Source organism: Buttiauxella ferragutiae (assembly GCF_022637515.1).
Lineage (GTDB): Bacteria > Pseudomonadota > Gammaproteobacteria > Enterobacterales > Enterobacteriaceae > Buttiauxella > Buttiauxella ferragutiae.
Genome location: NZ_CP093332.1, coordinates 603,708 through 626,597 on the forward strand (window position 1 = coordinate 603,708; position 22,890 = coordinate 626,597).

Genomic DNA, 22,890 nt, shown 5'->3' on the forward strand with positions numbered 1-22,890 from the left:
AGGGATCTGGAGATGGATAATTCCCATTGGTGGAATGAGACAGTTTTTTATCAAGTCTATTTACCGTCATTTCGTGACGGTAATAATGATGGATTAGGTGATTTTTACGGCTTACTGGAAAAAATAGACTACCTCGCAAGCCTTGGCGTGAAAGGACTGTGGATAACGCCTTTTTACCCTTCGCCACTGGTCGATAACGGCTACGACATCAGCGATTACTGCGCAGTAGACCCGCGTTTTGGTGATATGGCGGCGTTCAGCGCCGTACTGCAAGCGTGCCATCAACGGGGCATGAAAGTGATTATTGATGTGGTGATTAACCATGTCTCGTCTTTGCATCCGTGGTTTCAGGATGCCTGGAACAATCCTGCCAGCCCGTGGCGTGATTTCTTTCTGTTTAGTGACGCCCCCAATAATTGGCAATCATTCTTTTCTGGCCCGGCATGGAGCAAAGAGCCGGATACCGGCCAGTATTACTTCCATAAATTTTCCCCGCAGCAGGTGGATCTCAACTGGCGCAATCCGCGCGTCGAGCAGGAAATTTTGCAGATGCTCGATTTCTGGATAGTGCAGGGCGTTGATGGCTTCCGTTTTGATGTGATCAATTTCCTCACCACCGACGGCATCACGGCGGATAACCCGCAAAGCGAAGGTGAGCAGCAGCACCTCAACGATATTAATCAGCCTGGTTTATGCGCGGTACTGGCGCGCTTATGTCGCCATGTCCGTCAACAAGGCGACTACTTTCTGGTGGGTGAAGTGGGCAGCGAAGACCTCGATGTGCTGCAACGTTATCAGCGCCCCGAATTGTTGGATGTGGTGTTTAACTTTAATCTCGGCAGCCAGAAAACCTTTTCCGCCACCGCGATTTATCAGCAACTGACGGCGATGGAAAAACAGTTAACGGGTGTCCCGACGCTGTTTTTCTCAAGCCACGATATGCCGCGAATGATCAGCCGGTTTGGTGAGTCAGAGCGAGATACTGCACGCGCCATTGCTGTGATGGCGCTGCAAATCACCGCCCGTGGCGTGCCGTTTATTTTCCAGGGCGAAGAGAATGGTATGACCGATTATGTGCCTGAATCTCTGGAACAAATTTATGACATTCAGGGGCGCACGCATTACCACTCCGCGCTGGCCGACGGACTACCTCCAGGCCAGGCATTAGTGCAGGCGATTCAACATTCGCGCGATGGTTCGCGTTCTCCATGTCAGTGGCGGAATACGCCGCACGCCGGGTTTTCATCATGCCCGCCATGGATACCCGTTAACGCTAATTATCCCGAGGTGAATGCGCGGGCGATGCAGGACGACCCAGATTCTATCTTTCATGCTTATCAAAAGCTTATCTTGCTGCGTAATCAGTCACCGGCATTGCAGCATGGCGAATATCAGTTTCTGGAATGCATTCAACAATGCCTGTGGTTTGCCCGCCGCTTTGGTGACGAAACGGTGATGGTGGCGATTAATTTTGGCATGGAAATCAGCAACCCCGGCCGGGAAATCGCCGGGGAACTGTTGTATGGCGAAGATGCGCCAGTGCTCGGAAAAAATCATATTGTTATTAAGAGGACAGTTCATGGAAAGGAATAGCAAAAACCCGTTGATCACACCGGCAGATATCAAGCCATCGCACCCGTCAATGAAAGTAGAGTGTGTTTTCAACGCTGGAGTCACTGAATTCAATGGCGAAATTATTCTTCTACTGCGTGTAGCCGAGAGCGTAATTAGTGATTCGCCGCAGACAATCCATGTGCCTTTACTGGAACAGCAGGGCGATAAATGGGTTTGTACGACACGCATCTTTGACCGTAATGATCCACGTTTTGACTACAGTGACCCGCGCACTATCGTGAATATCGATCAGCCGGACGAAGTCTATTTAACCTCGATGTCCCATCTGCGGTTAGCACGTAGCCGTAATGGCATTGAATTCGTTATTGATAGTGAGCCGTTTATCTTCCCGGATAATCAATATGAGCAGTTTGGCTGCGAAGATCCGCGCATCACGGAAATCGACGGTGTCTGGTATATCAACTATTCAGCGGTGTCGTGTTACGGCATCTCGACCGCATTAGCGGTGACGCGTGACTTCCGGACTGTTGAAAAGCAGAGCGTCATTTTCTGCCCGGACAACCGTGATGTTTGCTTCTTCCCTGAGAAAATTCACGGCAAGTTTTATGCCTTAACCCGCCCGGCACCGAAACACTTTGGTAAGCCGGAAATCTGGTTAAGTGAATCACCGGATCTTCTGCATTGGGGTAATCATCGGCATTTACTGGGTGCTTCCGGGGATATTTGGGATGCCCGTAAATCGGGTGGTGGTGCCCCATTACTGAAAACAGATCGCGGCTGGCTGGCGATTTATCACGGTGTTGATGCCAGCCAACGTTATTGCCTCGGCGCACTGCTGCTTGATCTTAACGACCCGACGAAGATCCTCGCAAAATCACCGGTTCCGTTGCTGCAACCTGAGGCAATTTATGAGTGCGAAGGGTTCTTCGGCAATGTGGTGTTTACTTGCGGCGCGCTGATTAAGCACGACACGCTGCACGTCTGGTATGGCGCGGCGGATGAATGTATGGCGCTGGCAACGCTGCCATTGACTGAACTCTGGCAACATTTACGGCTGGCATGAATGAAGAAAAATCCCACTGTTAACGCGCTGCTGGCGGCTTATCGCCAGCGCCGTCCCTACCGTCTTACGTGTCATAAAATAGAGTTCCATGGCGTGGCGGGGTTTGATGTTTACAACCCGACGAAGCCGTTCCGATACCAACAGCAATGGATAATGGCGGCGCGTGTTGAAGCTCGCGAAAGTGAGTTTTCACAGGTGCGTTTTTTCCGTCTGGAAAATTTTAAATCGGCTTATTTACTGGAAGATGCGCCAGTTTTTGATTTGCAGGATCCGTTTATTTGCCAGGTCGGCGGAGAGATGGTTTTCGGTGGTGTTGAAGTGGCTTTCACATCGACTGGCGATCGGACCCTGATCTGGAAAACGCGTTTTTGGCGCGGTAAAGATCTCGCTTCGTTGCGTCATTTTGCCGATGGTCCGCCGGGCATGAAAGACATTCGGCTGGTTGATTTAGAAGATGGGCGCATTCTGCTGTTTACCCGTCCTCAAGGTGCGTTGGGTGGGCGCGGCAAAATTGGCTGGAAAATTATCCACACGCTTGAAGAGCTTACACCGGAGGTTATTGAACAGGCGCAATTGCTGGAACATGTTGATGCGTTGTCGTGGTGCGGAGTGAACGAAGCGTGGCTCAGTGCACCAAACTGCGTTGAGGTACTGGCGCATGTTGCCTGTTTCGATGAGCAAGGGAATCGCCATTACTACGCCGCAGCTTTTAATTTTGATGTGTCTCAGCGGCAAAGTTCGCCAATCAGAATTATGGCTGAACGGAATGATTTTCTGGCCGGAGAGGCAAAACGTAGAGATTTAAGTGATGTGATATTTCCTGGGGGATTACTACTAAAAAATGATAATACAGTGTTGTTATTTTGTGGCACCAGTGATTGTGAAGTACAGGTGTTACTAATAGCTAAAAATCTTTATGGGATTTACCTCGCAAATTAACCATTGGTTGCCCCTTAATAAATAATAAGATGATAAAAAGAAATTGATTTAATTCACAGCAGCAAAGCATTTAGTTTATCAATATAAATACGAATTGCATTCATGGTAATTATTCTGTGTTGTTTGCATTACGTAATAAGTCACACCCAATTAATTGTTCTCATAAATGTTTCATGAACTATATAAGGATATAGGTGATTATGAAAAGAAAAGCTTTGGCTTTATTTATCGGCCTGACGATTTCTACTGGTGCATTAGCAGCGAATAAATCAACGAGTAGCGATTTGGAACAACGTCTGAATCAATTAGAGCAACGTCTAATCGCTGCCGAACAGCGTGCTGCCACTGCGGAAGCCGAAATCCAACAGATTAAAACCACCCCTAAATCCGCTCAGACTACGGCACCGGTTCAAGTGGTGAGCGAACAATCTGTTAATGATAAAGCTGATAACCAATCACCGAAATTATCTTTAACCGGATATGGCGATTTAAAAATTTATGGCGACGTAGAATTTAATATGGATGCCGCCAGTCGCAGTAATGGCCTGACATCTGTACGCCGTAGTGCCAATACTAATTGGGCTGATGGCAATAACGAACGTTGGGATATTAATGGTCGTTTATTATTGGGCTTTGATGGTTATCGCCGCATGGAAAATGGCCAATTTGCCGGTTTCTCAGCACAGCCGTTAGCGGATTTAAGCGGTGATATGAATCTTGATGATGCGGTATTTTTCTTTGGGCAAGAGAACGACTGGAAAATAAAAGTCGGGCGCTTCGAAGCCTACGATATGTTCCCGCTGAATCAGGATACTTTTGTTGAGTATTCCGGTAATACCGCCAACGATTTGTACGGCGATGGCTTTGGCTACATCTATATGATGAAAGAAGGGCGCGGGCGTAGTGATTCCGGTGGTAGCTTCCTGATGAGTAAAACCATCGACAACTGGTATTTCGAATTCAATACCCTGCTGGAAGATGGCACTTCGCTGTATCAAGACAAGTCTTATCATGGCAATGAACTGACCAAAGACAAAAATGTTGCTTATCTGCGTCCGGTGATTTCCTGGTCGCAAGATGAATTCTCAGTTGCTGCTGCGATGGAAGCGCAGGTGGTGGATAACGCATACGGTTACAAAGATGCCAATGGCCAAATGGTGGATCAATCGAGCCGCACCGGTTATGGCTTAACCATGACGTGGAACGGACTGAAAAGCGACCCGGATAACGGCATCGTTGCCAACTTCAATACTGCCTACCTTGACGCCGCCGATGAAACTGACTTCACTGCGGGTGTCAACGCACTGTGGCAGCGTTTCGAGCTAGGTTATATCTATGCCCACAACGACATTGATAAGTTTGATGTCAACTCGGCGATGGATACCTGTGAAGACGACTGCTGGATAACCAATGCGGGGACTTACGATATTCACACCATCCATACTTCGTATCAATTCCCGAACGTGATGGGCATGAAGAACTTTAATATTTATCTCGGGACTTATGTGTCGTGGGTTAGCGCTGATAATGACGGCAGCGATAGCGACGACAATACCCGCTATGGCGGGCGTGTGAGATTTAAATATTATTTCTAATGTGAGTTAGCTTGCCCTCATCCTATCCCCCAAGAGCTGTCTCTTAGTCACATCTTTGAAGGACGGTTCCTGCTGATTGGGAGAAGGTTTCGTTCACCGGGCGATTTAAGCCGGACCCGAAAGTCAAAGTCAAAAGCCAGAGCGGTTTTGACCTTGTCCCCGGCTTCAATCGCGCCGTTTTTTACCCTTCAGTCGGGGTCACGTGGCCGGGAGCCACGTGAGAGAGCGATCGTCGGGAACGAATCGCGAACGACCTCGAATGTTGGGTGAAAAACGGTGTTTACCGCTTTAGCGGCGATTGATTTGCCGGGCGCCTGGATTATCAAGGGGTTGGCGTTAACCCCTTGATACGTTCACCGTTTTCGGAAATTAAAGAGATAGCTGAACGCAAGGGTGAACGGAAAATCAGCGAGGCTTGCAGATCTGACCCTGACAAGATTGCCAGAGCAAGTTGTGAGCCCTCAGGGAGAGGGCCGGGGTGAGGGTGGCATCACCAGACCTGGAGCCTGCCACATCGACGTCGTCAAACCACTATCAACCAGCGTTAACTGGTCGGCATAAACCTTCATCCATTTGCGTTTCATCTCGTCATACAACCCGCGATGCGCCTGATTAGGTGTAAATTCACGCTGCCATTGCACCAGGCGCTCGCCTGCATCAGCCATATTATTAAACAACCCGACACCGACGCCTGCGGCTATCGCACAACCCAATGCTGTCGCTTCTTTGACAACCGGAACACGCACTGGTAGGCCCGTCACATCACTTAAAATCTGGCTCCACAACGCGCCTTTTGAGCCGCCACCGGCAAACACCAGCGACTCAAACTGAATGCCCGAAAACCCGGAAATTTGCTCAAGATTGCAGGCCGACACGATCGCTGCATTCTCTTCCAGTGCTCTGAATAATGTCGCTTTGTTGCATTTTTCTGGGTCGATGGAGAGATTAATAAACGACGGCGCTGCGTGATACCACTGCTTGAAGTGCATCGCGTCGGAGAAAATCGGCATCACACCGTGCGACCCCGCCGGAACACGCGCTGCCATCTCCTCGAGCAAAGCGTAAGTATCCACGCCAAGCCTTTCGGCCAGCAGTTTTTCTTCCGCGCAGAAGGCATCCCGGAACCAGCGCATCGTCAGGCCGGTAAAAAAGCTGATGGATTCGGCCTGTACCATATTGGCGATAACATGTGGATTGATACGAATGTTCATCTCCGGATCGGTTTTGATCGCTGGCAGATTCACTACCTGTTGCCAGAAGGTGCCACCCAGCACTGCCGCTTGCCCAGCGCGCACCACGCCAAGCCCGAGGCAACCCAGTTGCACATCGCCGCCGCCCATCACCACGGGGGTTCCAGCCAGCAAACCACTCTGCTGTGCGGCTTGCTGGGTCACGGCTCCCAGCACGCTGCCGGTTTCTTTTACCGGAGAGAGAATATCCGCGCGCAGCCCCGCCATATCCAGCAATGCGGGCTGCCAGTCGCGGGTGGCTAAATCCAGCATACCGGTAGTTCCTGCGTTGGAAGGGTCAACCGCCAGCTCACCGCTGAGTTTGGCCGCCAGCCAGTCGCTGATCATCGTCACGGTCGCCGCCTGGCGATAAATATCCGGGCGATGATGTGCAAGCCACAGCAGACGCGGCATGGCGCTTAGCGCCAGCGTCTGGCCGGAAACGTGGTAAACCTCGGATTCAAACTGATAGTCGTGGATCTCCTTTAGTTCGGAGACTTCACGGCTGGCACGGGCATCAACGTTGGCACAGGCCCAGATAGGTGTGCCATTTTTATCGTAAAGCACGATCCCTTCACGCATCGAACAGCAGGAAATTGCGCTGATAGCACCAGGGGGAAGGTGGGCTTTTTGCAGTGCATCACGGATGCACTGGCAGGCGAGCTGCCAGTTGGTGATGAGGTCAAACTCCATCGAGCCGGGGACATCAGCCACGCTCAGGTGTTTCCATTCGGCCTGGCCGACGGCAATCTGGTGGCCTGAAGTATCGAAGATCACGGCGCGGATGCTGCCCGTTCCGGCGTCCAGTGCAAGTAAATAACTCATCGCCATTCCTCTTATGAGCGCGGCTGGCGACGAATCAGGTTTAATCCGCCAACGCCAGTACCGCCCGCGCAGTCTCTTCTTCCGTCACCAGGCCATTGATATGCTGACCTAGCAGTGCGGCATAAATCGCGTCCGCTTTGTCTGTCCCGCCCGCAACACCCACAATCGTCGGGAGATGCGCCAGGTCATCAAGCGTCACGCCAAGTAGTTCGCGGTGAATTTCCAGTCCTTCCACCCGTTCGCCATCCGCTTGCAGGAAATAGCCAAGAATATCGCCCACCGCACCTTTGCGGGCGTACATCAGTTGTTCGCCTTCGCTGATATAACCGGAGCGCAAAATGGTGGCATCGCGCTTTTGATTAATCGCCCCAATCCCGACCACCGCGACATCGGCGGCGGTAGCCGCAAGAATCACATCGCGCACGCTGGATTCCATGCGCAAAATCTCGGCCACTTGTGGCGATGACACCCGCAGCGGTGCCGGGATCATGCTGACACTGCAAGCCGCATCTAACTGGCCGATGCCGGTCATATACGGCCCGACACCGCCGGAAAGCGTCACCAGGCGAATCTGCTGTGAGCTGATAAAGCCGCTCAAATGTTGCAGGCAGTTCATGGTCGCTTCGCCAAATCCCACCGCCAGTAATTGCCCTGGCTCCAGAATGCCCATCAGCGATTGTGCCGCGCCAATCCCCAAGCGGGTGTTCATCGGCGGCGTGTTATGCGCCGGAAGCACGCGGGCGATTTTGAGACCGAAACGCTGCTGCAACTGAGTTTCCAGCGCCAGGCACCCTTCAAAACGCGAGTTAATCTGCACGCGAATCACGCCAGATTGACGGCCTTTTTCCAAGAGTCGTGAAATCTTTAACCGCGGTAAGCCGAGGCGCTCGCCAATGTCGTTCTGCGTCAGCCCGTCGTGGTAGTAAGACCAGGCTACACGCGCCAACAACTCCTCTTCTGCCATCGGCAAGGCGGCTAGTTTGCCTTCTTCTGCTGTTCGTTTATCGCTCATATTTGAACCCTTCTTAAAATTTAGATCATATGTTCGAAGATGCGGGGCAAGAAAATGTGAAGCACACGGCAAAAAGATCATTTTCTGATACCAGGGGTTTAGCCGATCTATTTAAAAATTTTGTGATCCCAGTCCGGTTGTAAAGATAACCCTGCGTCTACGCTTTTGAACATTATTAATTCAATTTATCTTTTGTTCAATTGTGGAGTGCCGATGCCCAACACCACCGCAATGCTGGAAGCTCATCACATCAGCAAACAATTTTCAGGCGTCAGCGTTCTGAAAGCGATTGATTTTGCTCTGTATGCCGGGCAGGTCCACGCATTGCTGGGCGGGAATGGTGCCGGTAAGTCGACGCTGATGAAGATTTTCGCTGGTGTCGAAACCGCGGATAACGGTGAACTGAAAGTCCACGGTAAAGCATTTGGGCGGCTTAAACCGGGTCAAGCGCATGAGCTGGGTATTTACCTGGTGCCGCAGGAACCGATGTTGTTCCCCAATCTGACGGTACGTGAAAACATTCTTTTTCGTCTGCCGCGGCAAAGTGACATTGAAAAACGGCTGCAAGAGAAAATGCGCCAGCTTGAGTGCCAGATCCCGCTCGGTGCCACTGCCAGCACATTAGAAGTGGCCGATCAACAGATGGTTGAGATCCTGCGCGGTTTAATGCGCGAGGCGAAGATCTTGATCCTTGATGAACCGACCGCCTCTCTCACACCAGGTGAAACCGAACGCTTGTTCCGCCAGATCCGCGCGCTACAAAACCTCGGCGTCGGCATTATTTTTATCTCGCACAAATTGCCGGAGATCCGCCAGATCGCCAGCCATATCTCGGTGATGCGCGACGGCACGGTGGTGCTACAGGGCGAAACCGCACAACTGCTGGATGAGCAGTTAATCAATGCCATGACGCCACTCGACCGCAAGCATACGCTGAGCGATACGCAAAAACTGTGGCTGGCGCTGCCGGGAAACCGCCGCACGCAGCCGCAGGATTTTCCGGTATTGCGCGTTGAAGAACTCACCGGAGAAGGTTTTATCGATCTCAGTTTTGAGCTGTACGCCGGTGAGATCGTCGGCCTTGCCGGGCTGGTCGGATCCGGGCGCACCGAGTTAGCTGAAACGTTATATGGCCTGCGCCCGGTGCGTGGAGGCCGGATCTATCTGGAGAACCGGGAAATTAGCGGCGATCGGACGAAATCACGCCTCGATCGTGGGCTGATTTATCTGCCGGAAGATCGGCAAGTTTCCGGTCTTTTTCTGGATGCGCCGATTCGCTGGAACACCGTCGCGCTCAATGAGGCGAGTGTCTGGCAGCAAAGCAAGCGGGAAGCAGCGGTAGTGGAACGCTACCACCGGGCGCTGGGCATCAAACTCAATAATGCCGAGCAAACTGTGCGCACGTTGTCCGGCGGTAATCAGCAGAAAGTCCTGCTGGCGCGCTGCCTGGAAGCCAACCCGTTATTGCTGATCATCGACGAGCCGACGCGCGGCGTGGATGTAGCAGCGCGGGCGGATATTTATCAACTGATCAAAAGTGTCGCGGCGCAAAACGTCGCGGTGCTGATGATCTCATCCGATCTTGACGAGTTCAGTGGGCTTGCGGATCGCGTACTGGTGATGCATCAGGGCGCGATGAACGGCGAATTACGCAAACCTTCGATCACGGTCGAAAGCATGATGAGCATGGCGTTTGGCGGAGGTAAAGCATGAAGAAATTGCTCCGTAACCGCGAATTGAGCGCACTGCTGGCGATCGTCGCCCTGTTTGCCGTGCTGGTGGCGCTGAATCACAGCTATTTCAGCCTGCAAACGTTAAGCATGATCTTCACCAGTGCGCAGATCCTGATCCTGTTGGCGGTGGGCGCGACGATGGTGATGCTAACGCGCAACATCGACGTTTCGGTGGGATCAACCGTCGGCTTGTGCGCCATCGCGGTAGGGGTTGCGCTTAACAGCGGTTACGGCCTGCCAGCGGCGATGCTATTTGCATTGCTGATTGGCGCAATTGCAGGGTTTTTTAACGGGGTGCTGGTGGTGTGGCTGCGCATTCCGGCGATTGTCGCCACGCTGGGCACGCTCGGGCTTTATCGTGGCGGCATGCTGCTGTGGACCGGCGGAAAATGGATTGAAGGGCTGCCTGCCAGCCTAAAAACGCTCTCCGAGCCGGTTGCTATTGGGGTTTCACCGCTTGGGTTTTTGGTACTGATTGTGGTGGCTATTGCCGCCTGGATGTTAGCGCGTACCGCCTTTGGTCGCGATTTCTACGCGGTGGGTGATAACCTCGCCGCTGCGCGCCAGTTGGGCGTTGCGGTCAATCGCACCCGTCTGCTGGCGTTCACGTTTAACGGCATGCTGGCGGCCATCGCCGGGATTATCTTCGCTTCACAGATTGGCTTTGTACCGAACCAAACCGGTAGCGGGCTGGAGATGAAAGCTATCGCCGCCTGTGTGCTGGGCGGCATTTCATTGCTCGGCGGCACCGGAACCGTGATTGGCGCATTCCTCGGCGCGTTCTTCCTGACTCAAATCGACACCGTCTTAGTGCTGTTCAAACTGCCGGCCTGGTGGAATGACTTTATCGCCGGACTGGTTTTGCTCGGCGTTTTAGTGCTCGACGGGCGCTTGCGACAGGCACTGGCTCGCCACCAACGGGCGCAGAAATACAGCCGTTTTGTACCGCCATTGCCCGGAGCTAAAAACGTGCGGCAATTTCCCCGTAAGAAAAAGGATGTGGCGTAAATGAACAAGCTGAAACTTAACTGGGAAGTGGCGCTGTTACTGATTCTGGTGGCGGAGATTTTACTGTTTGGGGCCATCAACCCGCGCATGCTCGACGTTAACATGCTGCTGTTTAGCACCAGCGATTTTATCTGCATCGGGATTGTCGCACTGCCGTTGACGCTGGTGATTATCAGCGGTGGCATTGATATTTCGCTCGGTTCCACCATTGGCTTATGCGCGATTGCGCTGGGCGTGATGCTGCAGGCGGGAATGCCGATTTCTCTGGCGGTGATCCTTACGCTCGCCGTCGGCCTGCTATGCGGGTTGTTCAACGCGGCACTGATTCACTACACCGGAATCAGCCCGTTGGTGATTACGCTGGGCACACTGTATCTGTTTGGCGGTGCGGCGCTGCTGCTTTCGGGGATGGCGGGGGCGACAGGTTACGAAGGCATTGGCGGCTTCCCGGATACCTTTACCAATTTCGCCAATCTGACGCTGTTTGGCTTGCCGATCCCGCTGGTGATGTTCGCTGTCATCACGTTGCTGTTCTGGCTGCTGACCCACCGCGCACGCTTTGGCCGCCATATTTTTCTTATCGGACAAAACCCGCGTGCGGCGCGCTATGCCGCGCTGCCAGTCAACGGTTCGCTGTACGGCGTTTATGGCATGGTTGGGCTGGCGTCGGCGATTGCCGCCATTGTGCTGGTTTCTTATTTCGGTTCGGCACGTTCCGATTTAGGCCGCGATTTACTGATGCCTGCGCTCACGGCGGCGGTGCTGGGTGGAGCGAATATTTATGGCGGTTCCGGTTCCATTCCTGGCACCGCGCTCGCCGCGCTGTTAGTGGGATATTTACAACAAGGTTTACAGATGGCTGGCGTGCCTAATCAGGTATCGAGTGCGTTGTCCGGTGCGTTGTTGATTGTGGTAGTCATTGGTCGGTCGGTGAGTTTGCACCGCGATTATCTACAGACGACATGGCGTCGTTTGCGCGGTCACAAAAAACTAACGGGGGTTTGAAGATGAAGCAGACAACAAAACGCGTGCTACAGCTCAGTGCATGGGCTTTGGCCTTTGGTGTGGTGAGCGCGCAAGCCGCCGACAGGATTGCCTTTATCCCAAAATTAGTGGGTGTCGGCTTCTTTACCAGCGGCGGCAATGGCGCGATGCAGGCGGGTAAAGACCTCGGTGTACCGGTGACCTACGATGGCCCCACTGAACCGAGTGTCTCCGGCCAGGTGCAGCTGATTAACAACTTCGTCAACCAGGGTTACAACGCGATTATTGTCTCGGCAGTTTCGCCAGACGGCCTGTGTCCGGCGCTGAAACGTGCGATGCAGCGTGGGGTGAAAGTGCTGACCTGGGATTCTGATACCAAACCCGAGTGCCGCAGTATTTATATCAACCAGGGCACCCCGCAACAGCTCGGCGGCATGTTGGTGGATATGGCCGCGAAACAGGTGACTAAACCGGCCGCCAAAGTTGCCTTCTTCTACTCCAGCCCCACCGTGACGGATCAAAACCAATGGGTGAAAGAGGCGAAGGCGAAAATTGCTAAAGATCATCCACAGTGGGAGATCGTCACCACCCAGTTTGGCTATAACGACGCGACTAAATCGCTGCAAACCGCTGAAGGGATTTTAAAAGCGTATCCGGATCTGGATGCGATCATCGCCCCTGATGCCAACGCGTTACCTGCCGCAGCCCAGGCAGCTGAAAACCTGAAACGCACTAATGTCGCGATTGTTGGCTTCAGTACGCCAAACGTCATGCGCCCGTACGTTGAGCGCGGCACGGTGAAAGCCTTTGGCCTGTGGGACGTGGTACAGCAGGGCGAAATTGCGGTCAACGTCGCCAATACGCTGCTGAAAAAAGGCGATCTGAACGTCGGTGATACTGTTGATGTGGCGAAAATTGGCAGCCTGAAAGTCGAGCCAAATAGCGTGCAGGGCTACCAGTATGAAGCGAAAGGTAACGGCATTGTGCTGCTACCTGAACGTGTGGTGTTCACCAAAGACAACATCGGCAAATACGACTTCTGAGGGAGGAAAAATGGCAGATCTTGACGATATCAAAGAGGGAAAAGATTACGGCATTGGCCGCCCGCAGGAGAATAAAGCGTTTTACCTGAAGGGCAGCGGGGCGCTGGATTGGGGCATGCAGTCGCGGCTGGCGCGGATTTTTAACCCGGACAGCGGGCGCACCGTGATGCTGGCCTTCGACCACGGCTATTTCCAGGGGCCGACCACCGGCCTTGAGCGCATTGATTTGTCTATTGCGCCGCTGTTTCCGGAAACCGATGTGCTGATGTGTACCCGCGGTATTCTGCGCAGCGTGGTGCCGCCAGCCACCAACAAACCGGTGGTTTTGCGGGCTTCCGGTGGTAATTCGATTTTGAGCGAGCTGTCGCGGGAAACGGTGGCGGTGACCATGGAGGATGTCTTGCGTCTCAATGCCTGCGCGGTGGCCGCACAGATCTACATTGGCAGCGAGTATGAACACCAGTCGATTAATAACATCATCAAACTGGTAGATGAAGGCACGCGCTACGGTATTCCTACGCTTGCGGTAACTGGCGTGGGCAAAGAGATGGCACGCGACGCACGTTATTTCTCGCTCGCCAGCCGAATTGCCGCAGAAATCGGTGCGCAGTTTGTGAAAACTTACTTTGTGGAAGAGGGGTTCGAGAAAGTCACCGCCAGTTGCCCGGTGCCAATTGTTATTGCTGGCGGTAAGAAACTACCGGAGCAAGAAGCACTGGATATGTGCTTCAAAGCCATCGACCAGGGCGCATCCGGTGTGGACATGGGGCGCAATATCTTCCAGTCAGACGCACCGCTGGCGATGCTAAAAGCGGTGAAAAAGGTGGTGCATGAGAATCTATCTGCTCGCGAAGCGTATCAATTCTGGCTGGATGAAAAACATCATGGAGGCAAAGGATGAACGTGACGTTGGTGGAAATTAACATCAAACCGGAGCGGGTTGATGAGTTTATGGATGTGTTCCGCGCCAATCACGAAGGCTCAATCAAGGAACCGGGCAATTTGCGTTTTGATGTGTTGCAAGACCCGGATGTCGCGACGCGGTTTTTTATTTATGAAGCGTATCAAAACGATGAAGCGGTGTTGGCGCATAAGCAAACACCGCATTATCTGGCCTGTGTCGATAAGCTAGACGCGATGATGTCGGAACCGCGTAAGAAAAGGAGTTTTGTTGGGTTGTTGCCTGAGTGATTTTTTTTGCCAAAAATATCTATTTTTACTCAAACAGGAAAGTATTTTCCTTTAAATTAAATTTTGCCAGCACTCATAAGTTAAAAAGCATAATCATTACTGATTATGCTTTTCTGGAATATATAATCAATCCGTGGTGTTGTGTTGGAAATTTAAATTTTGGCTCGTAGTTGAGTTATTGCATTAATAATTTCTTTTACTGGTATTGGGGCTAGCAGACTTATTTCATCATGCAATGAATTTTGATTTAGATAGTCGGAGGCATATAATACCCTGTGTAAATGAACGTCCTGTTGTGGAATGCTTGCATTTGTCTGCTTTATAACAAAAAGGCTTACTGTTTTGGTTTTTAAGGCCGTTGCTATATGTAGCGATCCTGTATCAGGAGTTATTAAAATACTCAGGTTATTAATTTTTTCTGCTAATTGATGTAGAGTCGTTTTACCTATGTGGTTGACAATGTTGGGTTTGCATTCATCTTTTATTGTATCCATCAATTTTTCACCAAGAATGGTTTCTTGCGGCGCACCGATTAAATGGAATTCGCATTTAGAATCAATGGCATGAATATTTGAAATTAGTTCAGAAGCTGCGGAAATGGGAAAGTATCTGTCCGCTTTTGAAGCTCCCAATTGAAGCCCTATTTTGAAATGTGCAGCAGGTTTTTTTGGCGAAACTGGAGCAGGGAAAAACATATCTTTATTCATGCTCACAACGCCTAATTGCTCCATTAATGCAAGGTTATTCTGGACGGGCGGGAGGTTTCCTCCAAAAATATATCCATCACAGATATTAAGCAATACTTTTCGCTCGTTTCCAAAATAATGTTTCATCAGGCATCGAACGCCAGAAATCGTTAACGCGACAAAATCGTATGGACATTTTGAATGAAATACAATACCTAATTCTGGACGCAATGAGCGAAGTTCCAGTCCTGTTTTTACCGCGTCTTTTAAAGAGTTATCCATAAATACAACTTTATTAAAGAACGGTGTTTTACCTATCAGTCCAGCATTTTGTTTACTTGTAACTACCACAATGTTTGCTGAGGGATTAGCTTCCCTAAGTGCTCTTATCGCAGGAGTTGCGAATAAAAAATCGCCAAGTCTTTTATTATTAATAAGGATAATGTTTTTAATTGTGTGAGTGCGAATTATATTGGCAGGCGTTCTGTTTTTTTTTCTTAAGAAATTAAGTATTATGCCAACAATCTTCATTTTTTTATCAAATGTAGACATTTAATTAATCCTAGGGTTTATTTTGACTGCGACGGATATTACAGAGGTTTTAATTTTTTTGCAAAAAAATAGGGAGAAGAGGTGAGGTGTTATTGATAATATGACATGGATTATTAGGGGGAATAGCTAAATAAGCTATTCCCCATCGCATTACCCGGCACAAATAATCTCAGTTTTTCTTCCGGCCTTGCATACTGTTTCCAGTGCATTTCTCGCACAACTCAACACATGTTCGCACTGCTCAATCGTGATAGTCAGTGGAGGCTCAACACGAATGGTTTTCGCATTGTTGAGCGTCCCGGCGACCAGCACCTGCTGGCGGAACATAGCACTAGCAAAGTTATAGCCAATTTCGTTGTCGCTGAACTCGATGGCAATCAACAAACCTTGCCCACGCGCATCAACAACCAGCTCAGGAAACTCGCGTTTCAGAGCCAGGAAGCCATCCACCAACAATTGCCCTTTCTGTTGTGCCTGAGCGGGAAGGTTTTGCTCAAGCAGAACATGGATTGTGGCAAGCGCTGCTGCACAGGCTAACGGGTTGCCACCAAAAGTTGTGGTGTGCAGGAAAGGATTATCAAACAGCACAGAGAAAACTTCTTCTGTGGCAACGGTCGCGCCAATCGGCATTACGCCACCACCGAGTGCTTTGGCGAGGCATAAAATATCAGGCTGTACGTTTTCGTGTTCACAGGCGAACATTTTGCCGGTACGGCCCATGCCAGTTTGCACTTCATCAAGAATCAACAGTACGCCGAACTCATCGCACAGCTTACGAACCGCAGGTAAATACCCCGCTGGTGGAATAATGACGCCACCTTCACCCTGAATAGGCTCAAGGATCACGGCTGCGACATCATCACCGGTATTACGGCATTCGTTGAATAGGGTGCGTAATGCATCGATATTGCCAAACGGTACATGCCTGAAGCCCGGAAGCAGCGGCATAAACGGTTTACGGAATGCGGCTTTTGCTGTTGCTGACAATGCCCCGAGAGATTTGCCATGGAACGCGCCACTGGCTGCGACAAAGGTAAATTTCCCGCGTGGAGATTGATAGGCTTTAGCAAGTTTAATCGCCGCTTCAACCGATTCTGTACCGCTGTTGCTAAAGAAACTGTACTTAAGTTTACCCGGTGTGAGTGTCGCAAGGGTTTTGGCTAACATCGCCCGTAGGGGGTCGAGCAGCTCCTGACTGTGCAGGGGTTGTTTTTCGAGCTGATGCTGTACGGCGGATACCACTGTTGGATTACGGTGCCCCACGTTAAAAATGCCGAACCCACCCAGACAATCTAAATATTCCTTACCCTGGGTGTCGACAAGCGTATTTAAGCTGCTTGCTTGCCACTCTACGGCTCCGTAATCCCCGCCGGCGGTCACTGATTTGCGATACTCAAGAAAACCCGGATTCACATGCTGTTGGAAGTTATCAATAACTTCGCGATTTAACGCCTTCATCTCCTCATGACTCAGCGACTTCTTTTCAATGATGTTGAGGGCGTGCGCTGTACAGGCAAGAGCCGAAGCGCTGGTAGGTAACCTGTTCAAAATGTGCTCCTGGGGATGACGTATCACGCGATACACGAAATAAGTATTGCAGGGAATACGCCACTTCGCTTTCCCTAAACAAAATCAGGATAAACGATCTGAGTGAATGCAAACTGAGTAATAAATAAACAGCAGGAATGAGTTTTTTTGGTTAAAAATTCCGTAGTGACGGGACTTTGGTCTGCGTTATCTGGTTGTAGTGCACCATTGCCGTGCATCGTGCTACTTAAAGGTGCATCGCTAAGAAAAGTTAGCAGTTTTAAATTCATAAAATGAAAAGAAGTAATTTCATTTTAATTTATTTTTGCGATGAATTGCGAATAAGTAAATTATAGAATGATGCCTGCCAGTTTAATGACTCTTGAATTAATGATTCACCCAGTGAATATTTCACCGCTGAACGTTATCATTTTGTGGGGGTTATTAAATAAATGCAGTGTATAAGTGGTTTGAATATGTATATAAATGACCTTGATTATTCAATAACTGAATTAAATTTGGCGATAAATGATCATTATGATTGGGCCGGAAAATTCCTTCGTTTGAGTCTGCTGGGGGGGGAAGTTGACGGCGATATTCTCGACCCCAACTCGGCTCAGCACTGCCGCTTCAGTCGTTGGCTATCATTGCGTATGAATGGTGAAGCTTTAGATAAAGAGATGGTCATCACCATCGATAAAAATCACACCCACATGCACAATGTTGCCCGCGAATTGATGCAGTCCATTGTTCATCAACATGTGACTGATTCATTACTGATGAAGTATCAAAAAGCCCAGCAGGAATTTATTCATAACTTGGATCAATATAAGGAACATCTCTTTTCCTGGCGGAATTTGCATGATGCATTAACCGGGTTACCGCTGCGCCATTTATTATATCGGGAGTTCCCATTAGTTCGTGCGCAGTGCCAACGTATGAATCATCATTTGTATCTATTAATTATCGATATTGATCATTTTAAGTCGATAAACGATACATGGGGCCATAATGCTGGTGATGATGTATTGCGCAATGTCGCGTTGGCGCTAAAAGAGGCGACGCGCAAAGCCGAGCGAATTTATCGTTTTGGTGGTGAAGAGTTCATTATTTTACTTGATGCGAAAAACGACCGGGATGCACAGACCGCAGCGCAGCGTATACAGCAATACTTACAACAGCATAGTTTCCTTGTGGGTGACGATAAGATCACTGTCACGGCAACCGGTGGGTTGGCAAAAGTCCTGGAAACTGACACCTTGCATCAGACCATTGGCCGCGCGGATAAAGCGATGTATTACGGTAAAAACACCGGGCGCAACCGTTGCATTATGGCGATGACAGATAGCGAAATGCTGACTATCAGTTAAAAAAAACGCCGGTATTCACCCGGCGTTTTATCACAAACAGAAGTTATTCATTAATACGCGGATGCTGCTGAACCAGCAGTGTGCGTTTTTCCTGAAGCGCTTCGATTTCACGGTCCAAATCTTCGATTTTGTGCTCGATATTGTCGTGATGTTCCTGAACAATTTCACGCGCTTCCGCAATATCAGACGCCGCAGGCGTTGCCCCTTTCAGCGGCTTATTCGCAGTCTCTTTCATGGTCAGACCGGTCACCAGGCCAATCACCGCAACCACCATCAGATAATAGGCAGGCATCATCAGGTTGTTGGTTGTTTCGACTAACCATGCGGCAACCGTTGGCGTAATACCCGCAACCAGCACTGAAATATTAAAGGCACTTGCCAGCGCACTGTAGCGAATATGGGTTGGGAACATCGCAGGCAGTGTCGATGCCATGACGCCAGTGAAGGAGTTGAGGATCACCGCCAGAATGAGCAGCCCGGCGAATATCAGACCCAGCACATTACTGTTAATCAAGACAAATGCAGGAATCGCCAGTATCAGCAATGCCACGCTACCAAAGACGATAAACGGACGGCGTCCATAACGGTCACTCAGCAGGCCAATCATCGGCTGCACAAACAGCATGCCGATCATAATGGCGATGATGATCAGCACGCCATGCTCTTCAGAATAATGCAGGTTATGGGACAGGTAACTCGGCATATACGTCAGCAACATGTAATAGGTCACGTTGGTAGAAATAACGATACCGATACAGGTCAACAGACTGCGCCAGTGCTTAGTGGCAATCTCTTTGAAGGAGATTTTTGGCCCTTCCGCCAGGCCTTCTTTATCGCCTTGTTCCAGCTTTTCAATGTGCTGCTGGAACGCCGGTGTCTCTTCAAGCGCATGGCGCAGATACAGGCCGATAATCCCTAATGGCAGTGCCAGGAAGAACGGTAAACGCCAGCCCCATTCGAGGAAGTTAGCTTCGCCGACAATCGCGGTAATCAGAACCACGACACCCGCACCACAGACAAAACCGGCAATCGAACCGAAGTCCAGCCAACTGCCCATAAAGCCACGTTTACGGTCGGGCGAGTATTCCGCCACAAAGATGGATGCCCCGGTGTATTCGCCGCCCACTGAGAACCCTTGCGCCATTTTCGCAAGTAACAACAGGATTGGCGCCCAGATACCAATGGTCGCGTACGACGGGATCAGGCCAATACAGAAGGTACTCAATGACATAATGATGATAGTGATGGACAGGATCTTCTGGCGCCCGTACTTATCACCCAGCATGCCGAAGAACAGGCCGCCTAGCGGGCGAATCAGGAACGGAACAGAGAAAGTACCCAGTGCTGCAATCATCTGCACGCTTGGGCTGGCATCCGGGAAGAAAACTTTACCGAGGGCATAGGCCACAAAGCCATAAACGCCGAAATCAAACCATTCCATCGCGTTGCCCAAAGAAGCGGCAGTAATCGCTTTTTTCAGGCGGCTGTCGTCGATGATGGTGACGTCACTGACCTTGATAGGTCTGACTTTCTTTTTCCTTTTTAACATTATTTTCCTCTTTTTCCTTGCGGGAGCAAAAGCGTCTCCCAGTCTAAGTGTAGTGGGCCGATCGCAAATTGAAGGTTAAAACTCCTGCACTCAGCGTCACTATGCAAAAGCCACTAATAACTTTATGAAATTATTGGAAAATGTGGCTCTCTTCTAAAAACATTATAAAAAATATGGCTTAGTTAAAAAAGTGTGATCGCCATCAAGTTTAACCGCTAAAGGAAATCTTTGCAGCGCCGAAATAACAACACGATGAAAAAAATTAACAATTAGCTAACCTATTCAAGGGAGTTGCTATGACTGCGCGCGCGGCTATTACACAGCACGAATACCTGCTTGATGACGATACGACTTTGATGTCCACGACCGATTTAAAAAGCGTAATCACCCATGCGAATGATGCGTTCGTGAAAGTGAGCGGTTACCAACTTAACGAACTTACCGGACAGCCACATAACCTGGTGCGCCACCCTGATATGCCAAAAGCCGCTTTTGCTGATATGTGGTTCACCCTAAAACAGGGCGAGCCGTGGACCGGAATTGTTAAAAATAGGCGTAAGAATGGTGATCACTACTGGGTTCGCGCCAATGTAGTGCCGGTGGTGCGCAACGGTAAAACCACCGGATATATGTCGATTCGCACCAAAGTACGGCCGGAAGAAATTGCTGCCGTCGAACCGCTGTACAAGGCGCTGAAAGAAGGGCGCTGTAAACGCCGTCTGTTTAAAGGACTGGTGTTGCGCAAAAGTATGTTGGGGAAATTGCCCGCTTTACCACTAAGAGCCCGCATTCGCCTGATTATCAGCAGCGTATTTTTATCGATGATGGCCGCACTCATTGTGACGGAACAAGGTGCGTTGCCGCTGGTAGTCAGTGCTGTGGCAAGTGTGTTGGCCTGCGCGTTGCTGGAGTGGCAAATTGCACGCCCGTTAGAAAATGTCGCCCGCCAGGCGCTGGAAGTGGCGACGGGCAACCAGCAATGTGTGCAGCATCTGGCACGAACCGATGAAATCGGCATGACGTTACGCGCCATAGGCCAGCTCGGGTTGATGTGCCGCTGGCTGATTCATGATGTCAGTCATCAGGTCGAAAACGTGCGCAGCGGCAGTGAAACTCTGGCGCAGGGCAATGTCGAACTCAACGCACGCACGCGCCAGTCGGTGGTTAACGTGCAGCAAACGGTCACTACCATGAGCCAGATGGCGGTTTCAGTACAGAACAACTCTGAAACTGCCGCCGCTGCCGATAAGCTTTCCAGCTCTGCGAGCGATGCCGCAGCACATGGCGGTAAGGCAATGGAAACCGTGGTAACGACGATGGATGATATTGCCGACAGTACGCAGCGTATCGGCTCCATTACTAGTCTTATCAACGATATTGCTTTCCAAACTAATATTCTGGCGCTCAACGCTGCCGTGGAAGCCGCCCGTGCTGGCGAGCAGGGCAAAGGGTTTGCGGTAGTGGCGGGTGAAGTGCGTAACCTGGCACAGCGTAGTGCGACGGCGGCAAACGACATCCGCAAGCTTATCGATGCCAGCGCCAGCAAAGTGCAATCAGGCACTATTCAGGTGCACGAAGCGGGGCGCACCATGAATGACATCGTGGCGCAGGTGCGTAATGTGACGCAGCTTTTAGGGCAAATTAGCCACGCGACATCGGAGCAAGCGCAAGGGCTGTCTGATTTAACCCGCGCGGTGGCGGAACTGGATGCCATCACACAGAAAAATGCGGCACTGGTCGAAGAAAGTGCCGAAGTCTCGGCGATGGTAAAACACCGCGCCGCACGGCTGGAAGATGCGGTAACGGTTCTGCATTGATTCAACAGTGGCTGGAGAAGCGTTAGCGCCATCCAGCCTTTCAAACGAATGCTTAAAGGCACTTTTTTCATGCCACACTCAGCAATTATTAGCTAGGCTGGGACAGATTGACCGTTTATTCACGACCCTAACCTATGGAGAGCGTTATGACTCAGTCGTCCCAGATTAACCGCCGCTTTGTGCTTAAGCAGCGTCCACAAGGTATGCCAACCGATCAAGATATTCGCCTCGAAGAAGCACCCGTCCCACAACCTGCCGCAGGCCAGTTGTTGTTACGTACCCTCTATCTGTCACTCGACCCGTATATGCGCGGGCGCATGGATGATACGGAATCCTATTCTGCCCCATTAGCCATTGGCGATGTGATTGGTGCAGGTACCGTTTGCCGGGTTGAAAAATCTGCACATGCGGATTACAAAGCGGGTGACCTGGTGTTGGCTTATACCGGCTGGCAGGATTACGCGCTCTCTAATGGCGAAGGTTTGCAAAAACTCGACGCCAATATGTCGCACCCGTCGTATGCGCTCGGTTTACTCGGCATGCCCGGTTTTACCGGCTATATGGGCTTGACCGATATTGGCCAGCCAAAAGAAGGTGAAACGGTAGTTGTAGCCGCCGCCAGCGGCGCGGTAGGTTCGGTTGTTGGCCAGGTGGCGAAATTACTGGGTGCAAGAGTGGTGGGTATTGCGGGTGGCGCGGAGAAGTGCCGTCACGTCACCGATACTTTAAAATTCGATGTCTGTATTGACCACAAAGCACCAGACTTTGCCGAACAGCTTAAAAAAGCCTGCAACAAAGGGATTGATGTTTATTTTGAGAATGTCGGTGGTGCAGTGTTTGACGCCGTTTTGCCTCTGCTCAATACCAAAGCGCGTATTCCGGTGTGCGGTGTTATCAGCCAGTACAACGGCATGAACAGCGCATTCGAGCAGGACAGATTACCGTTGTTGATGAGCACCATTCTGAAAAAACGCATGCGCGTACAAGGGTTTATTATTTCCCAGGATTACGCCGATCGTTATCCAGAATTCTATCAGCAGATGAGCCAATGGCTGGCTGAAGGGAAAATTCAGTACCGCGAAGATGTGGTTGATGGCCTGGAGAAGAGCGTAGAAGCGTTTCGCGGTCTGTTGAGCGGTAAGAACTTCGGCAAGTTGATTGTGAAAGTCGCGAGTTGATTTTTATTGAAACG

Annotated in this window: 18 protein-coding genes; 13 read left to right on the plus strand and 5 right to left on the minus strand. The window is 50.6% G+C overall.

Going from position 1 to position 22,890, the window contains the following annotated elements; translation table 11 throughout:
- The first annotated feature begins 12 nt into the window (after positions 1-12).
- From MNO13_RS02810 to MNO13_RS02825, 4 genes are all read left to right on the plus strand, one after another.
- Positions 13-1,593 carry a glycoside hydrolase family 13 protein gene (locus MNO13_RS02810; protein ID WP_241939498.1) on the plus strand — a complete coding sequence of 527 codons (1,581 nt, stop codon included), beginning with the start codon at positions 13-15 and terminating at the stop codon, positions 1,591-1,593.
- Positions 1,580-2,638: a glycoside hydrolase family 130 protein gene (locus MNO13_RS02815; protein ID WP_241939499.1), complete on the plus strand. Its 1,059-nt coding sequence runs from the start codon at positions 1,580-1,582 to the stop codon at positions 2,636-2,638. The genes MNO13_RS02810 and MNO13_RS02815 overlap by 14 nt, the downstream gene beginning before the upstream one ends.
- The gene (locus MNO13_RS02820) at positions 2,639-3,577 is read left to right on the plus strand and encodes a DUF1861 family protein (protein WP_241939500.1); all 939 of its coding nucleotides are present in this window, start codon (positions 2,639-2,641) and stop codon (positions 3,575-3,577) included. It begins immediately after the preceding gene.
- A gap of 200 nt (positions 3,578-3,777) precedes the next feature.
- Complete coding sequence (locus MNO13_RS02825) at positions 3,778-5,172, plus strand: carbohydrate porin (RefSeq protein ID WP_241939501.1); 1,395 nt, start codon at positions 3,778-3,780, stop codon at positions 5,170-5,172.
- Positions 5,173-5,633: 461 nt separating this feature from the next.
- Here MNO13_RS02825 and lsrK read toward each other — a convergent pair whose 3' ends face one another.
- Together lsrK and lsrR are read right to left on the minus strand one after the other, a co-directional pair.
- Positions 5,634-7,226, minus strand: a complete 1,593-nt coding sequence (gene lsrK, locus MNO13_RS02830; RefSeq protein WP_064543270.1) for an autoinducer-2 kinase — start codon at positions 7,224-7,226, stop codon at positions 5,634-5,636.
- Positions 7,227-7,266: 40 nt separating this feature from the next.
- Positions 7,267-8,238, minus strand: coding sequence for a transcriptional regulator LsrR (gene lsrR / locus MNO13_RS02835; RefSeq protein WP_064543273.1), 972 nt, complete (start codon positions 8,236-8,238; stop codon positions 7,267-7,269).
- A gap of 231 nt (positions 8,239-8,469) precedes the next feature.
- On the opposite strand from lsrR, the gene lsrA reads away from it, so the two are divergent.
- The 6 genes from lsrA to lsrG are packed head-to-tail and all read left to right on the plus strand — an operon-like array spanning position 8,470 to position 14,197.
- On the plus strand, positions 8,470-9,951 hold the full coding sequence (gene lsrA, locus MNO13_RS02840; RefSeq protein WP_241940039.1) for an autoinducer 2 ABC transporter ATP-binding protein LsrA: 1,482 nt from the start codon (positions 8,470-8,472) through the stop codon (positions 9,949-9,951).
- A complete protein-coding gene (gene lsrC / locus MNO13_RS02845; protein ID WP_241939502.1) occupies positions 9,948-10,979 on the plus strand; it encodes an autoinducer 2 ABC transporter permease LsrC in 1,032 nt (343 codons plus the stop codon). Before lsrA ends, lsrC begins: the two co-directional genes overlap by 4 nt.
- A complete protein-coding gene (gene lsrD / locus MNO13_RS02850) occupies positions 10,980-11,984 on the plus strand; it encodes an autoinducer 2 ABC transporter permease LsrD (protein ID WP_241939503.1) in 1,005 nt (334 codons plus the stop codon).
- Between the two features lie 2 nt (positions 11,985-11,986).
- Positions 11,987-13,006 carry an autoinducer 2 ABC transporter substrate-binding protein LsrB gene (gene lsrB, locus MNO13_RS02855; protein WP_121814849.1) on the plus strand — a complete coding sequence of 340 codons (1,020 nt, stop codon included), beginning with the start codon at positions 11,987-11,989 and terminating at the stop codon, positions 13,004-13,006.
- Positions 13,007-13,016: 10 nt separating this feature from the next.
- Positions 13,017-13,907 carry a 3-hydroxy-5-phosphonooxypentane-2,4-dione thiolase gene (gene lsrF / locus MNO13_RS02860; protein ID WP_241939504.1) on the plus strand — a complete coding sequence of 297 codons (891 nt, stop codon included), beginning with the start codon at positions 13,017-13,019 and terminating at the stop codon, positions 13,905-13,907.
- On the plus strand, positions 13,904-14,197 hold the full coding sequence (lsrG, locus tag MNO13_RS02865; protein ID WP_241939505.1) for a (4S)-4-hydroxy-5-phosphonooxypentane-2,3-dione isomerase: 294 nt from the start codon (positions 13,904-13,906) through the stop codon (positions 14,195-14,197). Before lsrF ends, lsrG begins: the two co-directional genes overlap by 4 nt.
- 152 nt (positions 14,198-14,349) lie before the next feature.
- Here the strand turns inward: lsrG and MNO13_RS02870 are convergent, their stop codons facing one another.
- Both MNO13_RS02870 and ygjG read right to left on the minus strand, forming a co-directional pair.
- On the minus strand, positions 14,350-15,435 hold the full coding sequence (locus MNO13_RS02870) for a glycosyltransferase family 9 protein (RefSeq protein WP_241939506.1): 1,086 nt from the start codon (positions 15,433-15,435) through the stop codon (positions 14,350-14,352).
- Between the two features lie 150 nt (positions 15,436-15,585).
- Positions 15,586-16,983, minus strand: a complete 1,398-nt coding sequence (gene ygjG, locus MNO13_RS02875) for a putrescine aminotransferase (RefSeq protein WP_241939507.1) — start codon at positions 16,981-16,983, stop codon at positions 15,586-15,588.
- A 455-nt stretch (positions 16,984-17,438) separates the two neighbouring features.
- On the opposite strand from ygjG, the gene MNO13_RS02880 reads away from it, so the two are divergent.
- Positions 17,439-18,332, plus strand: coding sequence for a diguanylate cyclase (locus tag MNO13_RS02880; protein ID WP_241939508.1), 894 nt, complete (start codon positions 17,439-17,441; stop codon positions 18,330-18,332).
- Positions 18,333-18,375: 43 nt separating this feature from the next.
- Here MNO13_RS02880 and proP read toward each other — a convergent pair whose 3' ends face one another.
- Positions 18,376-19,881 carry a glycine betaine/L-proline transporter ProP gene (gene proP, locus MNO13_RS02885; RefSeq protein ID WP_064543287.1) on the minus strand — a complete coding sequence of 502 codons (1,506 nt, stop codon included), beginning with the start codon at positions 19,879-19,881 and terminating at the stop codon, positions 18,376-18,378.
- Between the two features lie 296 nt (positions 19,882-20,177).
- Between proP and MNO13_RS02890 the strand changes: the two genes are divergently transcribed.
- Both MNO13_RS02890 and MNO13_RS02895 read left to right on the plus strand, forming a co-directional pair.
- A complete protein-coding gene (locus tag MNO13_RS02890; RefSeq protein ID WP_241939509.1) occupies positions 20,178-21,698 on the plus strand; it encodes a methyl-accepting chemotaxis protein in 1,521 nt (506 codons plus the stop codon).
- Between the two features lie 146 nt (positions 21,699-21,844).
- On the plus strand, positions 21,845-22,876 hold the full coding sequence (locus MNO13_RS02895) for an NADP-dependent oxidoreductase (RefSeq protein WP_232886427.1): 1,032 nt from the start codon (positions 21,845-21,847) through the stop codon (positions 22,874-22,876).
- Positions 22,877-22,890: the final 14 nt, after the last annotated feature.